The sequence below is a fragment of the Streptomyces fulvoviolaceus genome (genome assembly GCF_000718165.1).
Taxonomy (GTDB): Bacteria; Actinomycetota; Actinomycetes; order Streptomycetales; family Streptomycetaceae; genus Streptomyces; species Streptomyces fulvoviolaceus.
On record NZ_JOEY01000063.1, the window covers coordinates 1 to 17,077 of the forward strand.

14 protein-coding genes and 1 pseudogene are annotated in these 17,077 nt (G+C 70.7%); 5 read left to right on the top strand and 10 right to left on the bottom strand.

Annotated features, from left to right (window positions below; genetic code table 11):
• A pseudogene (locus IG08_RS0145510) lies at positions 1–271 on the top strand (hypothetical protein); the annotation flags it as partial.
• A 51-nt stretch (positions 272–322) separates the two neighbouring features.
• On the top strand, positions 323–1,945 hold the full coding sequence (locus tag IG08_RS0145515; RefSeq protein WP_030618040.1) for a CocE/NonD family hydrolase: 1,623 nt from the start codon (positions 323–325) through the stop codon (positions 1,943–1,945).
• A gap of 4 nt (positions 1,946–1,949) precedes the next feature.
• Here the strand turns inward: IG08_RS0145515 and IG08_RS0145520 are convergent, their stop codons facing one another.
• Positions 1,950–2,882, bottom strand: a complete 933-nt coding sequence (locus IG08_RS0145520) for a LacI family DNA-binding transcriptional regulator (protein WP_030618043.1) — start codon at positions 2,880–2,882, stop codon at positions 1,950–1,952.
• Between the two features lie 170 nt (positions 2,883–3,052).
• On the opposite strand from IG08_RS0145520, the gene IG08_RS0145525 reads away from it, so the two are divergent.
• On the top strand, positions 3,053–4,000 hold the full coding sequence (locus tag IG08_RS0145525) for an alpha/beta hydrolase (protein WP_052425165.1): 948 nt from the start codon (positions 3,053–3,055) through the stop codon (positions 3,998–4,000).
• A 58-nt stretch (positions 4,001–4,058) separates the two neighbouring features.
• Positions 4,059–6,503, top strand: coding sequence for a glycoside hydrolase family 2 TIM barrel-domain containing protein (locus tag IG08_RS0145530; RefSeq protein ID WP_030618049.1), 2,445 nt, complete (start codon positions 4,059–4,061; stop codon positions 6,501–6,503).
• A gap of 316 nt (positions 6,504–6,819) precedes the next feature.
• On the opposite strand, the gene IG08_RS0145535 is transcribed toward IG08_RS0145530, so the two are convergent.
• From IG08_RS0145535 to IG08_RS0145565, 7 genes are all read right to left on the bottom strand, one after another.
• Entirely contained in the window at positions 6,820–7,557 is a 738-nt protein-coding gene (locus tag IG08_RS0145535) for an HAD family hydrolase (RefSeq protein WP_030618053.1), read from the bottom strand.
• Positions 7,554–8,360, bottom strand: coding sequence for a DeoR/GlpR family DNA-binding transcription regulator (locus IG08_RS0145540; protein ID WP_030618056.1), 807 nt, complete (start codon positions 8,358–8,360; stop codon positions 7,554–7,556). The genes IG08_RS0145535 and IG08_RS0145540 overlap by 4 nt, the downstream gene beginning before the upstream one ends.
• Positions 8,361–8,442: 82 nt before the next feature.
• Positions 8,443–9,477, bottom strand: a complete 1,035-nt coding sequence (locus IG08_RS0145545) for a zinc-dependent alcohol dehydrogenase (RefSeq protein WP_030618059.1) — start codon at positions 9,475–9,477, stop codon at positions 8,443–8,445.
• A 26-nt stretch (positions 9,478–9,503) separates the two neighbouring features.
• Positions 9,504–10,511 (bottom strand): zinc-dependent alcohol dehydrogenase family protein, encoded by a 1,008-nt coding sequence (locus IG08_RS0145550; protein ID WP_030618064.1) that lies wholly within the window; start codon positions 10,509–10,511, stop codon positions 9,504–9,506.
• Positions 10,508–11,395 carry a carbohydrate ABC transporter permease gene (locus tag IG08_RS0145555; RefSeq protein ID WP_078655994.1) on the bottom strand — a complete coding sequence of 296 codons (888 nt, stop codon included), beginning with the start codon at positions 11,393–11,395 and terminating at the stop codon, positions 10,508–10,510. The genes IG08_RS0145550 and IG08_RS0145555 overlap by 4 nt, the downstream gene beginning before the upstream one ends.
• Positions 11,392–12,351, bottom strand: a complete 960-nt coding sequence (locus IG08_RS0145560) for a carbohydrate ABC transporter permease (protein ID WP_030618070.1) — start codon at positions 12,349–12,351, stop codon at positions 11,392–11,394. Before IG08_RS0145560 ends, IG08_RS0145555 begins: the two co-directional genes overlap by 4 nt.
• A gap of 79 nt (positions 12,352–12,430) precedes the next feature.
• Positions 12,431–13,783 carry an ABC transporter substrate-binding protein gene (locus IG08_RS0145565; protein WP_030618074.1) on the bottom strand — a complete coding sequence of 451 codons (1,353 nt, stop codon included), beginning with the start codon at positions 13,781–13,783 and terminating at the stop codon, positions 12,431–12,433.
• 249 nt (positions 13,784–14,032) lie between these two features.
• On the opposite strand from IG08_RS0145565, the gene IG08_RS0145570 reads away from it, so the two are divergent.
• Entirely contained in the window at positions 14,033–15,019 is a 987-nt protein-coding gene (locus tag IG08_RS0145570; protein WP_052425166.1) for a carbohydrate kinase family protein, read from the top strand.
• Between the two features lie 48 nt (positions 15,020–15,067).
• Here the strand turns inward: IG08_RS0145570 and IG08_RS0145575 are convergent, their stop codons facing one another.
• Together IG08_RS0145575 and IG08_RS0145580 are read right to left on the bottom strand one after the other, a co-directional pair.
• Complete coding sequence (locus IG08_RS0145575; protein ID WP_030618079.1) at positions 15,068–16,582, bottom strand: FGGY-family carbohydrate kinase; 1,515 nt, start codon at positions 16,580–16,582, stop codon at positions 15,068–15,070.
• On the bottom strand, positions 16,572–16,952 hold the full coding sequence (locus IG08_RS0145580; RefSeq protein WP_030618082.1) for a hypothetical protein: 381 nt from the start codon (positions 16,950–16,952) through the stop codon (positions 16,572–16,574). The genes IG08_RS0145575 and IG08_RS0145580 overlap by 11 nt, the downstream gene beginning before the upstream one ends.
• Positions 16,953–17,077: the final 125 nt, after the last annotated feature.

A 17,077-nucleotide genomic window follows, 5' to 3' on the forward strand; every position in this document is an offset into this window, starting at 1 on the left:
GAACGTGGCCACCTACGCCGGCATCGCCGTGTCGATGCTGGCGGGCTCGCGCATCGCGAAGAAGCCGAAGATCAAGGCGTTCCTGTCGAAGTCGTCCACCCTCTGGTTCCTGTTCCTGTTCAACGGCGGCGTGGCCGCGTTCTGCTACCTGACCATGGACGGTGTGAAGGGGATCGCGACCGCCGCCGGCATGGGTCTGGTCTCGCTCGGCGCGGCCGGCGGCCTCATCGCGAACCGCCGCAAGCCGGCCGCGGCCCGCCACCGGGCCTAGGACCTGTATGCGCCGGCAGTCACCACGTACGAGCAGACGGAGGACACATCGATGAACCTGGGCAGCCGACTCACTCAACGCCTGCTGCGCCTTCCCCCGCCCCTGACCAGGGACCTGGTCGTCGAACGTGATCTGCGGGTGCCGATGCGTGACGGGGCCGTCCTGCTGGCCGACCGTTGGGCCCCGAAATCCGGGGCCCAGGGCCTGCCGACCGCTCTCCTCCGCATTCCCTATGGCAGGGCGGGCATGGCTGCCGGGCCGATGGTCCGGCCGTTGGCCGAGCGCGGATTCCAGGTGTTGATCCAGAGCACGCGCGGGACGTTCGGCTCCGGCGGAGCCTTCGACCCGTTTCGGCGCGAGCGCGAGGACGGGCTCGACACCCTGGAGTGGGTGACCGAGCAGCCCTGGTTCGGCGAGTCGATGGTGCTGTACGGCATGAGCTACCTCGGCTTCGTCCAGTGGGCGGTGGCAGACCAACTGCCGCCGCAGGTCAAGGCGATGATCCCGGCGGTGTCGGAGTCGGCCCTCACCCTGGAGTTCCTCCGCGGGGACGGGTTCTCCCTGGAGACACCGTTCGGCTGGGGCGTCATGGTCGCCGGCCAGGAACGCCGGTGGGCGATGCCGCGCCAACTGTTGGAGGCGAAACGGGTGCGACGGGCCATGGACACCCTGCCGCTCGGCCAGGCCGATGTCGCCGCCATGGGCCGTCGGTCCGACTACATCCAGGACGTCCTCGCCCACGACGCCGACGCGCCGCGCTGGGCGGAGGCCGACCACAGCCACCGGGTGACCGACATCGCCATACCCGTGAGTTCGGTCGGCGGCTGGTACGACATCTTCCTGCCGGGCCAGATCCGCGACCACCAGGCCCTGCAGACGGCCGGGCGGCAGGCCAGGCTCACGGTCGGCCCGTGGTCGCACACCTCCAGGGGTGTGGGGGTCGCGGCAGCCACCGAGGCCCTCGACTTCGGGCTGGCCCACGCCCGCGGCGAGCAGCCGCCCGAGCGCGCCCCGGTCCGCCTGTTCGTCATGGGCGAGGAGACCTGGCGCGACTTCCCCTCCTGGCCGCCGCCCGGATACGCACCGCAGCGCTTCCATCTCCACCCGGGCGGCACCCTGGCCGCAGACGCGGCGGGCGAGTCCGCGCCGGACGGCTACCGCTACGACCCGGCCGACCCGACCCCGGCCGTCGGCGGGGTGCGTCTGGCCCTCGGCGTCAAGGCGGGCCGCGTCGACAACACCGGACTCGAAGCCCGGCCGGACGTGCTGACCTACACCACCGGCACGCTCGACACGGACACCGAGGTGATCGGCGAGGTCTCCGCCGAGATCTGGTTCAAGTCCAGCCTCCCGTACGCCGATGTGTTCGTCCGGCTGTGCGACGTGGACGACAAAGGCCGCTCGACCAATGTGTGCGACGGCCTGGTCAGCCTGACCGGCGCCGACCGGACCTCCTGCGCGACGGTGCGGCTGTGGCCGACGGCGTACCGCTTCCGGCGCGGTCACCGCATCCGGGTCCAGGTGTCCAGCGGGGCCTTCCCGCGCTACAACCGCAATCCGGGCACCGGCGAACCGAGGACGACCGCCACGACCCTCCGCGCCGCGGATCAGGAGGTGTTCCACGACCCCGCGCACCCGTCCGCGGTGATCCTGCCGGTCCGGGTGAAGAGCTAGCCGGCTACGCGGACTCTCGAACGATCACCCGTGCCGGTTCGGGGGTGGTGTCGGCCACCGGCAGGCCCAGTGCGCCGCGTGCGGCGATGCGGCCGATGGCCTCCGCGTCGAGGTGCACGGTGGTCAGAGCAGGTGAGAACAGTGCTCCGTGCGGGGTGTCGTCGAACCCGATGACGGCGAGGTCTTCCGGCGCCCGCAATCCGATGTGCCGCATCGCGGCGAGTGTCAGCAGTGCGAGGTCGTCGTTGTAGGCGAGGACGGCGGTCACTTCCGGGTGTGCGGCGCGGAAGGCCCGTAGCAGCTCCTGGGCGTCGCCGAGGCTGCCGGGAAGGACCAGCTTCGGGCAGTCGGGCAGGCCCGCGGCGTGCGTGGCCTGCCGGATGAGCCGCTCTCGCAGACCGGCGAGAGCCTGGAGTTCCGGGGTGTCCGGCATCGCGGTGGCGATGTGCCGGTGGCCTCGCGCGATGAGGTACCGGATCGGGACGCCGGCCTGCGCGGAAAACGCGTCGAGGGGCGGTTCGGCGTCGGCGACGATGGCGTCCGCATGGCCGGCGTCGCCCAGGTCGATCACGGCCCGTGCGGAGACGGCCTGAGCCACGTCGGAAAGTGCCTGCGAGGAGAGATGTCCGTGCAGCACCAGGAGTACGTGGTCGTGCGCCGCGAGCTCGGCGTCGAGGCCTCGGATGTAGCTGCCGAGGCTGCTGCCGGTGGGGATTCCCTCGATGTTGAGCAGGACGATGCGGGACGCCCCTTTGCGCAACGCCTGCGCTGAGCCATTGGGGACGTAGCCGAGCTCTCGAGCGGCCTGCCGCACCCGTTCCCGCGTCTCCTGGGAGACGTGCCCGGCCGCCCCGTTGAGGACGAAGCTCACCGTGGTCTGTGAGACGCCACTGGCCCGGGCGACGTCCTTGGCTGTCGCGCGCGCGGACTTGCTCACTCACTCGCTCCTAAGGACGGAGGCCTACGGCGGCTCTCCTGCGTGCGGTCTGATCTGGGGCTTGTGCGGTGTGGGGTGCGCTGGATACCGTACCGCAGACAGTTGGTAATACGATTTACCACCGGTGAGGCGCGTGCCCCGTACCTGACCGGATTCAAGGAGAGGCGCCCATGAAGCTCGACCTGGTCGACCCAGAGCTGCGCCGCAGCGTCGCGCGGATGCCGCGCCTGCCGATCCGTGGGAAGTGGGGGCGCCACGTCGTGCGCGCCCTGGTCCGCCGGCGCGGGCCGGGCTCACCGGCCGAAGGCGTCGACATCACGGGAATCGACCAAGGCCAGGGCATACGCGTGTACACCCCGGCCGGTGGTGGTTCGGGGGCGGCACTGCTGTGGGTGCACGGTGGCGGGTACATCATCGGCGATGCCGTACAGGACGACGCCTTCTGCTCCGCGACGGCCCAGGAGCTCGGCATCCTCGTCGTCTCGGCGAACTACCGCCTCGCCCCCGAACACCCCTTTCCGGCCGCTCTCGACGACGCCTTCGCCGCTTGGGAGTGGTTGCAGAAGTCGGCCGGATCCCTGGGCGTCGACCTGGAACGCGTCGCCGTCGGGGGTGCCAGCGCCGGTGCGGGTCTGGCCGCCTGCCTGGTGCAGCGGCTGCACGATGCCGGCGGGGCCCAGCCGGTCGGGCAGTGGTTGTTCTCCCCTATGCTCGACGACCGCACCGCCGCTCGCCGCGAGCTCGACCAGGCGCAGCACCGGGTGTGGAACAACGCCGCGAACCGGACCGGTTGGGGTGCCTACCTCGGCGCCGAGCCCGGCGGTCCGCAAACCCCCGACCACGCGGTCGCGGCCCGGCGCGCCGACCTGAGCGGTCTGCCACCGGCCTGGATCGGCGTGGGCGACATCGACCTGTTCACCGACGAGTGCCGCACCTACGCCGACCGCCTGCGCGACGCGGGCGTGGACTGCACTTTCGACCTCGTCCCCGGCGCCCCCCACGGCTTTGAGGCCTGGGCTCCCGACACGCGCATCGCCCGGGAGCTGCTGGGGCGCAGCCGTACCTGGCTGGATGCGCGGCTGACCGGATCGGCCCCGGCGGTCCCCGGCGAGGCGTAAGCCTTCGCGGAGCACCGGCACCCGGGCGGTTGCCCACCCCACACACCACGGAGACCACATGACACGCACATCCTTCAACGACGGCTGGCAGACCCGCCCCAAGGTCAATCCCTTCGCCGAACTGTCCGGCACGAAGGTTCCCTTCCGGCCGGTGACGCTGCCGCACGACGCGATGATCGAACGGGAGCGCTCCGCGCCCGGCGGCGAGGTCACGATGGAGGGTGGCGCCGGCGCGTACTTCCCGGGCGGGACGTACGAGTACCGCAAGACCTTCTCCGTTCCCGAGGAGCACCGGGGCAAGCGGATCCTCTTCGAGTTCGAGGGCGTCTACCGCGATGCCGTCGTCTTCATCAACGGGGACTACGCCGGGCAACGGCCCTTCGGGTACTCGCACTTCTTCATCGACGCCGACCGCTTCCTGCGCTTCGGCGAGGACAACGAGATCCGCGTCGAGGCCCGCGCCCATCAGGATTCGCGCTGGTACACCGGCGCGGGCATATACCGCGACACCTGGATGCTCGTCGGCGAAGTGGTCCGTATCGCGCCCGACGGGGTCCGCGTCACCACCCCGGACATCGACGTCGAGCGGGCGGTGGTCGAGGTCGCGACGAGGGTCGAGAACGACTCGATCGCGGTCCGTACGGTCGACGTCGTCACCGAGATCCGCGACGCCGACGGGAATGTCGTCGCGAGCGACGTCTCGAAGGCCACGGTGCTGCCGGGCGAGCCCGCGACCGTACGCCAACGCCTGTACGTCCGCGCCCCGTTGCTGTGGAGCCCGGACGCGCCCACCCTGTACGCCGCCACCGTCACCCTGAAGGACCTGGACGCCGAGACCGTCACGTTCGGCATCCGTTCGCTGGCTCTGGACCCCGAGCACGGCCTGCGGATCAACGGCGAGACGGTCAAGCTGCGCGGTGCCTGTGTCCACCACGACAACGGAGTTCTGGGCGCGGCGACCTTCGCCCGCGCCGAGGAACGACGGGTCCAGCTCCTCAAGGACGCCGGGTTCAACGCGATCCGTATGTCCCACAACCCCATGAGCAAGGCGATGCTTGACGCGTGCGACCGCCTCGGCATGCTCGTGATGGACGAGGCCTTCGACGTCTGGACGTCCGGCAAGAGCGAGTTCGACTACAGCCTGAACTTCCCCGAGTGGTGGGAGCGCGACATCGAGGCGATGGTCGCCAAGGACTTCAACCACCCCAGCGTCATCATGTACTCGATCGGCAACGAGATCCCTGAGACCGGCTCGCCCTTCGGTGCCGCGTGGGGGCGCAAACTCGCCGAGAAGGTCCGCTCGTTGGACCACACGCGCTACGTCACCAACGCGGTGAACGGCATGCTCGCCGTCATGTCCGAACTGGGCAAGCTGCGCGGGCAGTCGCAGGAGAAGGCCGGCGAGGGCGAGGACAAGGGCATCAACACCCTCATGGCCGACGCCGGGGACATGATGAACGCGATCAGCGCCTCCGGCCTCGTCACGGACAAGACCGCCGAGTCCTTCGCCGTACTCGACGTCGCCGGCATGAACTACGCCGAGGCCCGCTACGCCCTGGACCTCGACCTGTTCCCCAACCGGATCATCATCGGCACCGAAACCTTCCCCACCCGCATCGACGGCAACTGGCGCCTGATCAAGCAACACGGCCACGTCATCGGCGACTTCACCTGGACCGGCTGGGACTACCTCGGCGAGGTCGGCATCGGCCGCCCGCAGTACCTCACCCCCGACACACCCCGCCCGGCCCACACCGCGCCCTATCCGTACCTGCTCGCGGGCTGCGGGGACATCGACATCACCGGCCACCGCCGGCCTGCCTCCTACTACCGCGAGATCGTCTTCGGTCTGCGGGCCGAGCCGTACATCGCGGTCCGCCGCCCCGAACACCACGGCAAGACCTACGCCGGGACGCCATGGGCCTGGAGCGACTCGATCGCCGGCTGGACCTGGCCCGGGTTCGAGGGCGAGCCGGTCACCGTCGAGGTCTACGGCGACGCCGACGAGGTGGAACTCCTCGTCAACGGACGCTCGTTGGGGCGGCAGCCGGTGGGCGAGGACCATCGCTTCCGCACCGAGTTCGACACGACGTACGAGCCCGGCGAACTCGTCACCGTCGCCTACCGGGACGGCGCTGAAACCGGTCGTACCACCCTGCGCTCCGCGACCGGCCCGGTGCGGCTGAGCGCCGAGGCCGACCGCCCGGTCGTCACGGCGAACGGCGGCGACCTCGCGTACGTCTCCCTCACCCTGACGGACCCGGACGGCACCCTCCACACCGCGGCCGACCGACCGGTGCGCCTCGAAGTCTCCGGCGCGGGCGTCCTGTTGGGCTTCGGCAGCGCCGATCCGGCCTCCGAGGAACGCTTCGACGCCACCGAACGCCGTACCTACGAAGGCCGTGTCCTGGCCGTCCTCCGCCCGACCGGACCCGGCAAGATCCACCTGATCGCCTCGGCACCGGAGTGCGCCCCGGTCGAAGTCCTCGTCGCCGTCGAGTAGGCGGCAGGTACGCCGTGGTCGTAACTTCCGGACGGTCCACCCGAAATCGCCCGGAGCACCTTCACCACCAAGGCCGCAGACGCGGAGGGCGAGAACTCCTCCGGCGTCCTGCGGCTGCCGACCCGGACGTGCTCCGGACCGCGCGTGCCCGACCCGGAGCACGAACACAAGAACATGGTCACGGTCCCGCTGAGCCGACCCCTCGACGTCGCGACCATCGGCATCCCGGCCGATGGCGGCCACGAGCGCCCGCCCCGAGCCCTCGGCGGCGGTCTCGGCTCCTTGACCGAGGTGCCGGGCCTGCGACCCGCCGCTGTCAGGTCACGAGCCGCAGCACCTCCGCCAGGCCACGCTCACCGGTGCGGTGTTCCGCCGGCAGGATGTAGGTGCGCAGGCCGCAGGCGGTCGCGCCACCGTCGCGGACGGGGTTGTCGCCGACCATGAGGGTGGCGCGGGGGTCGGCGCCGAGGTCGGCGCAGGCTTTGAGGAACAGCTGCGGGTCGGGTTTCTCCCGGCCCTGCTCGTAGGAGATGACGCAGGTGTCGATCAGGGCGTCCAGCCCCTGGTGGGCGAGGTGGGTGCGCAGGTCCCAGGCGAAGTCGCTGACGATGCCGACGCGCAGTCCGCGCTCGCACAGGGCGCGCAGGACCGGTTCGGTGTCGGGGTAGGGGACCCAGGCGTCCGGGGCGGTGAGTTCCCGGTAGGCCGCCTCCTGCGCGCCGCGCAGGAAGTCCACCTGCTCCCACCATCCCCACATCGCACGCCGGTGCTGCTCGCGGGAGAGGTCCCGGCCTTCCTGGAGGGCGACGACGGAGGGCAGCCGGAAGGCGGCACGCAACTCGTCGGAGATCTCGGCCACCGCGCCGGGTTCGTCCAGGACAGCGAGGCGGTCGCAGGCGGCGCCGACCCGGCGCAGCCACGGCTCCAGATCGATCATCTGGAAGATCGTGTTGCTGAAGTCGAACAGCACGGCCTGGACCGGGGGCACGGGCGCGGCCATCTCGGCATCGCTGGGGTGGTAGGCACTCGGTGTCTCGAACAGGGTGTGGATCACAGGGAGGGCTCTTCGGGTTCGATCGTCTCGACGGTCACTCCGAGGTCGCGGATGGCCGCGAGTTCCGCCTCGGGAGTGCCGGAGTCGGTGATGACGGAGTGGTAGTCGGCCACGGTGCCGTACGCGTACGTGGCGGTTTTGCCGAACTTCGAGTGGTCCACCAGGAGCAGCGCCTGTTCGGCGGAGCCGAGCATGGCCAGCTTCACCTCGACGTAGTCGTTCACGGGGTGGAAGAGCCGGCCCTCCAGGACGGCCGTGGCGGACATCAGGGCGAGGTCGGCCCGCATCTGGGACAGGGCGCGGGTGACGGTGGGACCGGTGCAGGAGTTGAAGTCGCCGCGGTAGTGGCCGCCCAGCAGGGTGATGCTCACCCCGGGCGCGGACCCGAGGCGCTGCGCGAGGCCGACGGAGTTGGTGACCACGTGGACCTGGTCCACCCTGGCCAGCACGGGGACCAGGGGGAACAGCGTGGTCGAGTCCTCCATGAGCACCGTGCTGCCCGGCCTGATCCGGTCGGCGACGGCCGCGCACAGCGCGTTCTTGGCCGCGAGGGCGCTGTTCTCACGGAACCGGGTGGCCGTCTCCATGGTGAGAGCGGGGAAGGCGACGGCCCGCCCGCGCTCCTTGCGCAGCAGGTGTCGCCCGGCGAGGTCGTCGAGGTCCCGGTGCATCGTCATCAGGCTGACGTCGAAGTGCCGGGCCAGGTCGTCGATGCGGGTCTCGCCGTGTTCGGCGACGTAGCGCAGCACGGCCTGGCGTCGATCCTCGACGGCAGCCTGTGAGAGTCGCGCACGGGCGGTCACGGCGCCCCTCCTTCCCGGTCGCTCCGGTCTCGTAGTTTCCCACACAGGCCGGTCGAGGCGGGGGCTCGACCGGCTGCCGGGCCTACGGGGCGTCCACTGTGACCAGTACCTTGACCTGCTCCGGGTCGACGGACGCGGCGAAGGCCTTTGCGGCGTCCTCCAGCGGGTAGGTGGCGGTGACGATCTCGGCGGTGTCGACGGCGCCCGAGGCGATCAGGGACATCGCGGTGCGGTAGTCGTCGCCGGTGTACATCAGGGTGCCCTCGATGCGGATCTCGCGGTCCTGGACCAGGTCGAGGCGGACGGGGGTGGTCCCGCCGGCTCCGACGCCGACGACGATGATCGTGCCGCCCTTCGCCACCAGGTCGGTTGCCTGGGCCATGGACTGCTCGCGGGCCACGCAGTCGAAGACCACGTCGACCGGACCGCCGAGCGCCGTGTGGGCCTGCTCGACCAGGTCGGTGGCGTCGGCGGGCAGGGCCGCGTCGGCTCCGAGGCGCAGGGCGCGGTCCCGCTTGCCAGGCAGCAGGTCGGTGACGGCGATCTTGGCGGCGCCCGCGTGCCGGGCGGCGGCGAGGACGAGCAGACCGATGGGCCCGGCGCCGAGAACGGCGACCGTGCGGCCGGTGAGGTCCCCGGCCTTCGCCACGGCGTGCACCGGGGTGGCCAGGGGTTCGACGAGGGCGGCCTCGATGTCGGTCATGCCCTCGGGGACGCGGTGGACGCGGTCGGCCGGGATGGTGAACAGGTCGGTCATGGCGCCGGGCGTCTGGCAGCCGAAGACCTTCAGTTCCTGGCAGATGTTGTAGCGGCCGGAGCGGCACTGGGGGCACCGTCCGCAGTACAGGTTGGGCTCGATGATCACCCGGTCGCCGGGCGCGAAGTCCTCGGCGCCCTTCCCTGCCCCGGCGACGACGCCGACCGCCTCATGACCAGGGCGATAGGGCAGGTCGATGAAGGGATGGTGGCCGGCCGCCGCGTGGGTGTCGGAGCCGCAGACGCCGACGACCGTGGTGCGTACGAGGAGTTCGTCGTCCCCCGGCACGGGGGCGGACACCTCCTCGAGGGTGATGTCGTCGAGGGAGCGGACTAGAACGCGGCGAATCTGCTCGGTCATGGTGGGGGTCCGTTCGGTTCGGGCGTTCACGAGGTGGCGAGGCCGGGCTGGATCTGGATCTTGCGGCCGATGCCGGCCTGGAAGCGGGCGATCGCGTCCGGGAACGCCGCCAGGGGGAGGCGGTCGCTGATGAAGACGTCCGGGTCGATGACGCCGGTGGCGAAGAGGTCCGCGGCGCGTTCGAAGCTGTGCAGGACGGCCATCGAGCCGGTGATCGTGATCTCCTGGTTGTAGATCTTGTACGGCTCGATGGTGGCCCGGGTGGCGTAGTCGGCGACCCCGAACTGCAGGTACGTGCCGCCCTTGCCGACCCGGCCGAGGGCGTCCTGGATGGCGTGGGCGTTGCCGGTGGCGTCGACGACCAGATCCCAGCCGTAGTTCGGCCGGTCGAGCTCGTCGGCGGACGCGGCCGCCGCGGAGCAGCCCAACTTCCGTGCCGTGTCCAGGCGTTCGGCGTTCAGGTCGACGAGGTCGACGCTCGCGGCGCCGGTGGCCTTGGCGAGCTGCAGCATCATCAGGCCCATCGTCCCGGCGCCGTAGATGAGCACGCGGGAGGCGAGGCGACTGCGCAGGACGTCGTAGCCGCGCACGGCGCAGGACAGCGGCTCGATGAGAGCCGCGTCCTCGGTGCGCACGCCGTCGGGCAGGACCGCGCAGTTGGCGACGGGAGCGGCCACGAACTCGGCGGCGGCGCCCGGGTGGGTGACGCCGATCGCGGCCCAGCGTTCGCAGAGGTTGTTGTGGCCGGTGCGGCAGTAGTGGCACTCGAAGCAGTACAGCGACGGATCGACCGCGACCCGCGCCCCGACGGCGAGTTCGGTGACGGCGGAGCCGACCGCGACGACCTCCCCGGCGAACTCGTGGCCGGGGATGATGGGCAGCTTCGGGGCGAACTCCCCCTGCAGGATGTGCAGGTCGGTGCCGCACAGTCCGGTGGCGGCGACCTCGACGACGACCTCGCGCGCGCCGGGGGCGGGGTCGTCGACGGCGACGAGTTCGACGCTGCCGGGCTGGGTGATGACGGCTGCCCTCACTTGACGGCTCCCAGGGAGAGACCGCGAACGAGCTTGTCCTGGGCAGCGAAACCGGCGATGAGGACCGGCAGGGAGACCAGCGTGGCCGCCGCGCACAGCCGGGCCAGGAACAGGCCCTCGTTGGTGATGAAGCCGACGAGGAACACCGGCGCGGTCGACGCCTGCGTCGCGGTGAGGTTCACGGCGAACATGAACTCGTTCCAGCTGAAGATGAAGCAGATCAGCGAGGTGGCGGCGAGTCCGGGCATGGCGACCGGCGCGACGACCCGCCACAGCACGGTGATCAGGCCCGCGCCGTCGACCTCGGCCGCCTCCAGGATCTCCTTGGGCACCTCGGCGAGGAACGAGCGCATCATCCAGACCGCGATCGGCAGGTTCATGGCGGTGTAGAGGATGACCAGCGTCCACACGTTGTCCAGCATCCCGGCGTCCTTGACGATCAGGTACACCGGCAGGAGGGCCGCGATGGCCGGGAGGAACTTGGTGGACAGGAAGAAGAACATCACGTCGGTCCACTTCTCGACCGGCTTGATGGACAGCGCGTAGGCCGCCGGTACCGCCAGGGCGAGCACGAGCAGCGTCGAAAGGATGCTGGCCATGGCCGAGTTGAGGAGGAACGGGGTGATGTCCCGGCTGAACAGCAGCTTGTACTGGTCGAAGGTGACGGAGGCGAAGGGGGTCGGCGGGTTCGTCGCCGCGTCCGCTTCCTGATGGAAGGAGGTGAGCACCATCCATGCCACGGGCGCGAAGAACGCCAGGGTGGCGAGCCAGGCGACGAACGTCCACAGGGGCGACAGCTTGGGCGAACCGCCGTGGTCGTCCTTGCGGCGCAGGAGCTTCTTGAACCTCGCCCCGGGGGCGGCGGCGACTGCAGCGTGGGTCATCGGGATACCTCCTCGCGGAACAGCGACGCGATGGTGCGCAGCGCGAAGGTCGCGATCACGATCGAGCCGAGCACGACGACGACACCGGCGGCGGCCGCCTCGCCGTACTCGTACTTGCGGAACATGGTCAGGTAGATCTCGTAGGGCAGGTTGGTCGTCTGCGAGCCGGGGCCGCCCTGGGTGATGGTGTAGACCGCGTCGAAGGTCTGCACGACGTAGATCGTGCCGAGCAGGACACCCAGTTCGATGTACTGGCGCAGGTGCGGCAGCGTGACGTAGCGGAAGGTCGCCATGGCGGAGGCGCCGTCCATGCGGGCCGCCTCCAGGACGTCACCGGGCTGTGCCTGCAGGCCGGCCAGGAGGATCAGCATCATGAACGGCGTCCACTGCCAGACCAGCGAGATGACGACGGCCGGCATGGGGTAGGAGGAGATCCAGTCGACCGTGGGGCCGTTGTCCGCTCCGAAGAACCGGTATACGGCGTTGAGGGTGCCGTTCAGCAGGCCGTAGTCGGGGTTGTAGATGGCGTGCTTCCACAGCAGCGCCGCCGCGACCGGCATGACCAGGAACGGGGCGATGAGCAGCGTGCGCGCCAGGCCGCGGCCGACGAACCGGCGGTCGAGCAGCATCGCCAGGCCGAGTCCGAGGATCACGCTGATGAGCACGACCGACGCGGTGAGGACGACGGTGTTGAGCACTGCCGTGCGCAGCCGCTCGTCGGTGAAGACGAACTTGAAGTTGGACAGGCCGACGAAGTGCCGGTCGCCCGGCTTGAGGATGTTCCACTGGAACGTGGAGATGATCAGCGTGGCCACGAAAGGCAGCTGCGTGACGACGATGGTGAAGATCAGCGCCGGCAGCAGCGGGATGCGGCGCTTCCACTTGCTGATGCCCGAGGACTTCCGGATGCGGGCGCGTGGGGGGGCTGTCTTGGGGGGTGCGGTGAGCGTGGTCATGAAACTTTCCTCCGCCGGTGACGGCCGGGGTCGGGGGAGCGACGCCCGGCCGGCACCGAGGCCGGCCGGGCGCTGAAGGTCACTTCTGGTAGTTCTTGGCGACTTCCTCGGCGAGCTTCTGGCCGTCGTTCAGCGCCTTGTCCACGGTGGTCTTGCCGGCGATGGCGGCGGATATCTCCTGGGTGACCTTCGTACCCAGGTCCTGGAACTCGGGGATGGCCACGTACTGGATGCCCACGGTCGGCCTCGGCTGGACGCCCGGGTTGGACGGGTCGGCCTGCTCGATGGACTTCAGGGTGATGTCACCGAACGACCCGGCGGCCTTCTGGTACTCCGGGATCTCGTACGTGCTGGCCCGCTTGCCGGCCGGGACACGCGACCAGCCGAGCTTCTCGCCGACCAGCTTCTCGTACTTCTTGCTGGACGCCCACAGCATGAACTGCGAGGCCGCGTCGGCGTTCTTCGTGGTCTTGGGCATGGCCCACGACCAGGCCCACAGCCAGCCGCTGCTCTTGGTCTCGACGGTCGGCGCGTAGGCGTAACCGACGTGCCCGGCGATCTTGCTGGAGCTGGAGTCCTCCAGCGAACCGGCCGCGCTGGTCGCGTCGTACCACATCGCGACCTTCTTCTGGCTCATCGCGTTGAGGCACTCGGTGAAGCCGGCCTGCGGGGCGCCCGCCTCACCGTGCTCCTTGACCAGGTTGACGTAGAAGTTCGTGGCCTTCTTGAACGCCGCGCTGTTGACCTGCGCCTTCCAGTCCTTGGTGAACCAGGTGCCGCCGAAGGTGTTGACCACGGAGGTCAGCGGCGCGCCGAGCTCGCCCCAGCCTGCAAGGCCGCGAAGGCAGATGCCCTTCATGCCGGGCTCGGCGCCGTCGACCTTGGCCGCGATGTCGGCGATCTGCTGCCAGGTCGGGTGCTCGGGCACCGTGATGCCCTTCGCCTTCATGACGTCCTTGTTGTACATGAGCATCGAGGACTCGCCGTAGAACGGCAGGGCGTACAGCTTGCCGTCGGAGCCGGACATCGACTGCACCATCGGCTTGAGCAGGTCGCTCTTGTCGAAGCTCGTGTCCTTGTCGGCGTAGGAGCCGAGCTCGTGCAGCCAGCCGTTCTTGGTCCAGATGGGCACCTCGTACGCGCCGATGGTGGCGACGTCGTACTGGCCGGCCTGGGTGGCGATGTCCTGCGTGACTTTGTCGCGCAGCTCGTTCTCGGGAAGGATCGTGAAGTTGACCTTGATGCCGGTGTCCTTCGTGAACGTGCTCTTGGTCAGCTTCGCGATGTCCTCCATCTGCGGGTTGCCGACCATCAGCACGTTGATGCTCTTGCCCCCGCTGTCGCTGTTGCCGGCTCCGGCTCCGGAACAGGCGGTGGCGAGCAGGGCGGTGGCGGCGGTGCCGGCGATGAGGGCGAATCTGGTCGATCGCATGTGACGGGGGACCTCTCGTGCGGGTTCGTCGGGACCTCGACTGAGGCTCGGCGGGGTGAGGAGGGGTGTGGATGCGTCCGCGGGGAGTCGGGCGCGTTTCGATGGCCGAATTATTAGCAGGAGACTGCGCCGTTGTTAACACATCTTGCGAGAAAACTTCGTCCGACTTATCGTTAGGCCGCCTCACAAGGGGCCACGGGGCACACCAAAACGGCCCCCTGCCCCCGCCGCCGTCCCCGAGGAACCCGCATGAGCGCCAGACCGGAAACCGCAGATCAGCCCGCCGTCGTCGTCGCCGGAGACGCGCTGGTGGACCTCACCCCCACCCGCACGGCCGACGGCGCCGCGGCTTTCCAGCCACTCCCGGGCGGCTCCTGCCTCAATGTCGCCGCCGGGCTCGGCCGCCTCGGAGTCCCCACGGCACTGCTCGCCCGCATCTCCGACGACCACTTCGGCGACCTGCTGCGTGCGCACCTCGCGGCGTCCGGCACCCGGCTCACCCATGTGCTGCCGACGTCCGACCCCACCACCCTCGCCGCCGTGCACCTGCGCGAGGACGGATCGGCCGCCTACTCGTTCCACGCGAACGGCGCCGCCGACCGCGGTCTGCGCCCCGAACACCTCGCCGCCCTCCCGGACGGCGGCACGCTGCCCGAGGGCACGGCACTGCACCTCGGCTCACTGGGACTGCTGCTGGAACCCCTGGCCTCGACCCTCGACGGACTGCTGCGCCGGGAGGCGGGCCGGCGCCTGGTGTCCCTCGATCCGAACGTACGGCCGGACCTGGTCACCGACCGCGCCGCCTACCTCCGGCGGTTCGCCGACTGGGTGGCGCTCGCCGACGTGGTGAAGGCGAGCGACGAGGACCTGGCCTGGCTCCACCCGGGTGAGCCGTACGAGGCGGTGGCCGACCGCTGGCTCGCGTCCGGGGCCGGGCTCGTGCTGATCACGTTCGGCTCCCGGGGTGCCTGGGCCGTCGGCCGCGCTGCGAGCGTGCATGTGCCCACCCCGGCGGTCGAGGTCGTCGACACGGTGGGAGCGGGCGACGCCTTCACCGCCGGAATGCTCGCCCATCTGCACCACATCGGCCGGCTCACCCGCGAAGGCGTCGACGGCCTCGGCGCCGGGGAGCTCGCCCGGCTGGTGTCGTACGCCGTGGAGATCGCGGCCGACACCTGCACCCGTGCGGGCGCCCAGCCGCCGCACCGCCGCGACGGCGTACCGGTCCCGTCGTAGTCCGTCCGTGACCCTGGTTATGCGTAACGCAGGGGACACGTTGCGTGCTCACTCCGCGGTCTTGGACGCGTCCAAGCGGGCCCAGACCGGTCCGAGAGCCTCCAGCGCCTCCCGGTACACCTGGTACGCCTCGTCGAGTACGGCGACCCGGTCGGGGTGGGGCTCGTGGCGCCTGAGCACGGCCGCGCCGGCGCGCGGGTCCGTCACGCCGTCGAGCAGTCCTACGGCGGTGGCGGCGAGCAGCGCCGCTCCCCGGGCGGCACTCTCCTGCACGTCGGTCACCACGACCGGCCGCCGTAGGGCGTCGGCGAACATCTGGCTCCACACCGCGCTGTGCGCGGCGCCGCCGGTCAGCCGGGCCGCCCCGCTGATCGGCAGCTTCGAGCAGAGCGCGTCGACGTGCCAGCGGTGATTGAGGACGACGCCTTCCATCAGGGCCCGCAGCAGATGGCCGCGGCCGTGCCAACCACGCAGACCGAGGAACGTCCCGGACGTCGCCCCCGGGTACGGGGAGCCGTAGACGAACGGGTGGAACAACACCTCCGACGGACCGTCCAGTTGTGCCTCGACCTCGCGGCCGATCGCCTCGTGGACCCCGTCCCGTTGCTCGGCCGGCGCGCCCGTCACCCGCAGGAACCACTCCAGGTTCGCCACCGATGCCGGTGAGGTGGACATGGTCATCCACTGCCCCGGGCGGACGAAGTGACGGACCTGCCAGCGCGGGTCGACGACGGGTCGCTCGCTGACCACCTGGTTGATGCTGAACGACCCGGCGATCAGGCACAGTTCGCCCGGCACCGTGCCGCCGAGCCCGAGCGCGGCGGCGTCGACGTCATGGGCGCCCGTGACGACGGGGGTGCCGGCGGTGAGCCCGGTGAGCGCGGCGGCCTCGGGGGTGACGGTTCCGCTCACGGCGTCGCAGGCCAGGACGGGTGGCAGCAGGCCGGCGAGCGCTCCGAGGCCGTACAGGTCGAGCAGCTCCGGCGAGTAGCCGCCACGCCTCATGTCGGTGAAGGAGGCGCTGGCGTCCGTGGGATCGGTGGCCACCGCACCCGTCAGTCTCAGACGCAGCCAGTCCTTGCAGGACAACAGCCAACGGGCCTCTTGAAGCACGCCGGGCTCATGGCGGGCGAGCCAGGCCAGCAGAGCGGCCGGGGACCCCGCGAAGGGCACCGTGCCCGACAGCTCCAGGGCACGGGACCAGACCGGGGTGCCCCGCCACTCCTCCAGTACCGCTTCGGCGCGCGTGTCCATGGCCACGATAGCGGCCCGCACCGGCCTGCCCCGGTCGTCGACGGCGTACAGTCCGTCGCCGTGCCCGGCCAGCCCCACCGCGGCCACGGCTCGCCCCGCGTCCGGGCCCGCCTCGGCGAGACAGGCGGCGATGGCCTGGTGCGCCGTCCGCCACACGGCGTCCATGTCCCGCTCGACCCAGCGGGGACGAGGGGTGCTCAGCGGAAGCATGCCGCTGCCCCGCGCCACCGGTCGGCCGGCGCCGTCGAACAGCACGGCCTTGGTCACGGTGTGTCCCGCGTCGACACCGAGCACCAGTTCACGCGCCAACGTTCACACCCGCCCCAGGTCGCGGGCACTGACCGCTGCGGCGCAGCGTCCTGGCGGTCGTGTCACCGGCTTGGTGCGTGGTGAACGGGACGTCGGCCGGACCGCGCCAGGGACTGTCCGCGGGAAGCGGCTCCTGGTCCGGCACAGCCGGCGCCTCGGCCTCGCCCACCGTGCCCACGATCTCGCCGAGCACTGCCGCGGCCCCGGCCCCGCACCACTCCATGGTCTGCCGCGCCGCGTGCTGCTGCGCCTCGCTCCCCGACCGGTCGACGCTGCGGCCCGGCCCGAAGCGCGCACCACACACGTCCGCCGGGGCGTCGACGCAGTACCCGGCAAGGATGAATCGATCACCGACGACCAGAACGCGCAACGCGGTCTCCTCGCATGCCGACGCCACCTCCCACGGGGCCGATCGTCCCACGTAGCAGGTCGTTGCGCCTGGACCGCCCCGTGTTCGAACGCCGTTGCCCCCGGCCCTCGGGACCAAGAACGCCG

Coding starts and splice junctions, on each gene's coding strand:
- IG08_RS0145515 (WP_030618040.1), top strand. CDS start 323: ATGAACCTGGGCAGCCGACTCACTCAACGCCTGCTGCGCCTTCCCCCG.
- IG08_RS0145525 (WP_052425165.1), top strand. CDS start 3,053: ATGAAGCTCGACCTGGTCGACCCAGAGCTGCGCCGCAGCGTCGCGCGG.
- IG08_RS0145530 (WP_030618049.1), top strand. CDS start 4,059: ATGACACGCACATCCTTCAACGACGGCTGGCAGACCCGCCCCAAGGTC.
- IG08_RS0145545 (WP_030618059.1), bottom strand. CDS start 9,477: ATGACCGAGCAGATTCGCCGCGTTCTAGTCCGCTCCCTCGACGACATC.
- IG08_RS0145555 (WP_078655994.1), bottom strand. CDS start 11,395: ATGACCCACGCTGCAGTCGCCGCCGCCCCCGGGGCGAGGTTCAAGAAG.
- IG08_RS0145560 (WP_030618070.1), bottom strand. CDS start 12,351: ATGACCACGCTCACCGCACCCCCCAAGACAGCCCCCCCACGCGCCCGC.
- IG08_RS0145565 (WP_030618074.1), bottom strand. CDS start 13,783: ATGCGATCGACCAGATTCGCCCTCATCGCCGGCACCGCCGCCACCGCC.
- IG08_RS0145570 (WP_052425166.1), top strand. CDS start 14,033: ATGAGCGCCAGACCGGAAACCGCAGATCAGCCCGCCGTCGTCGTCGCC.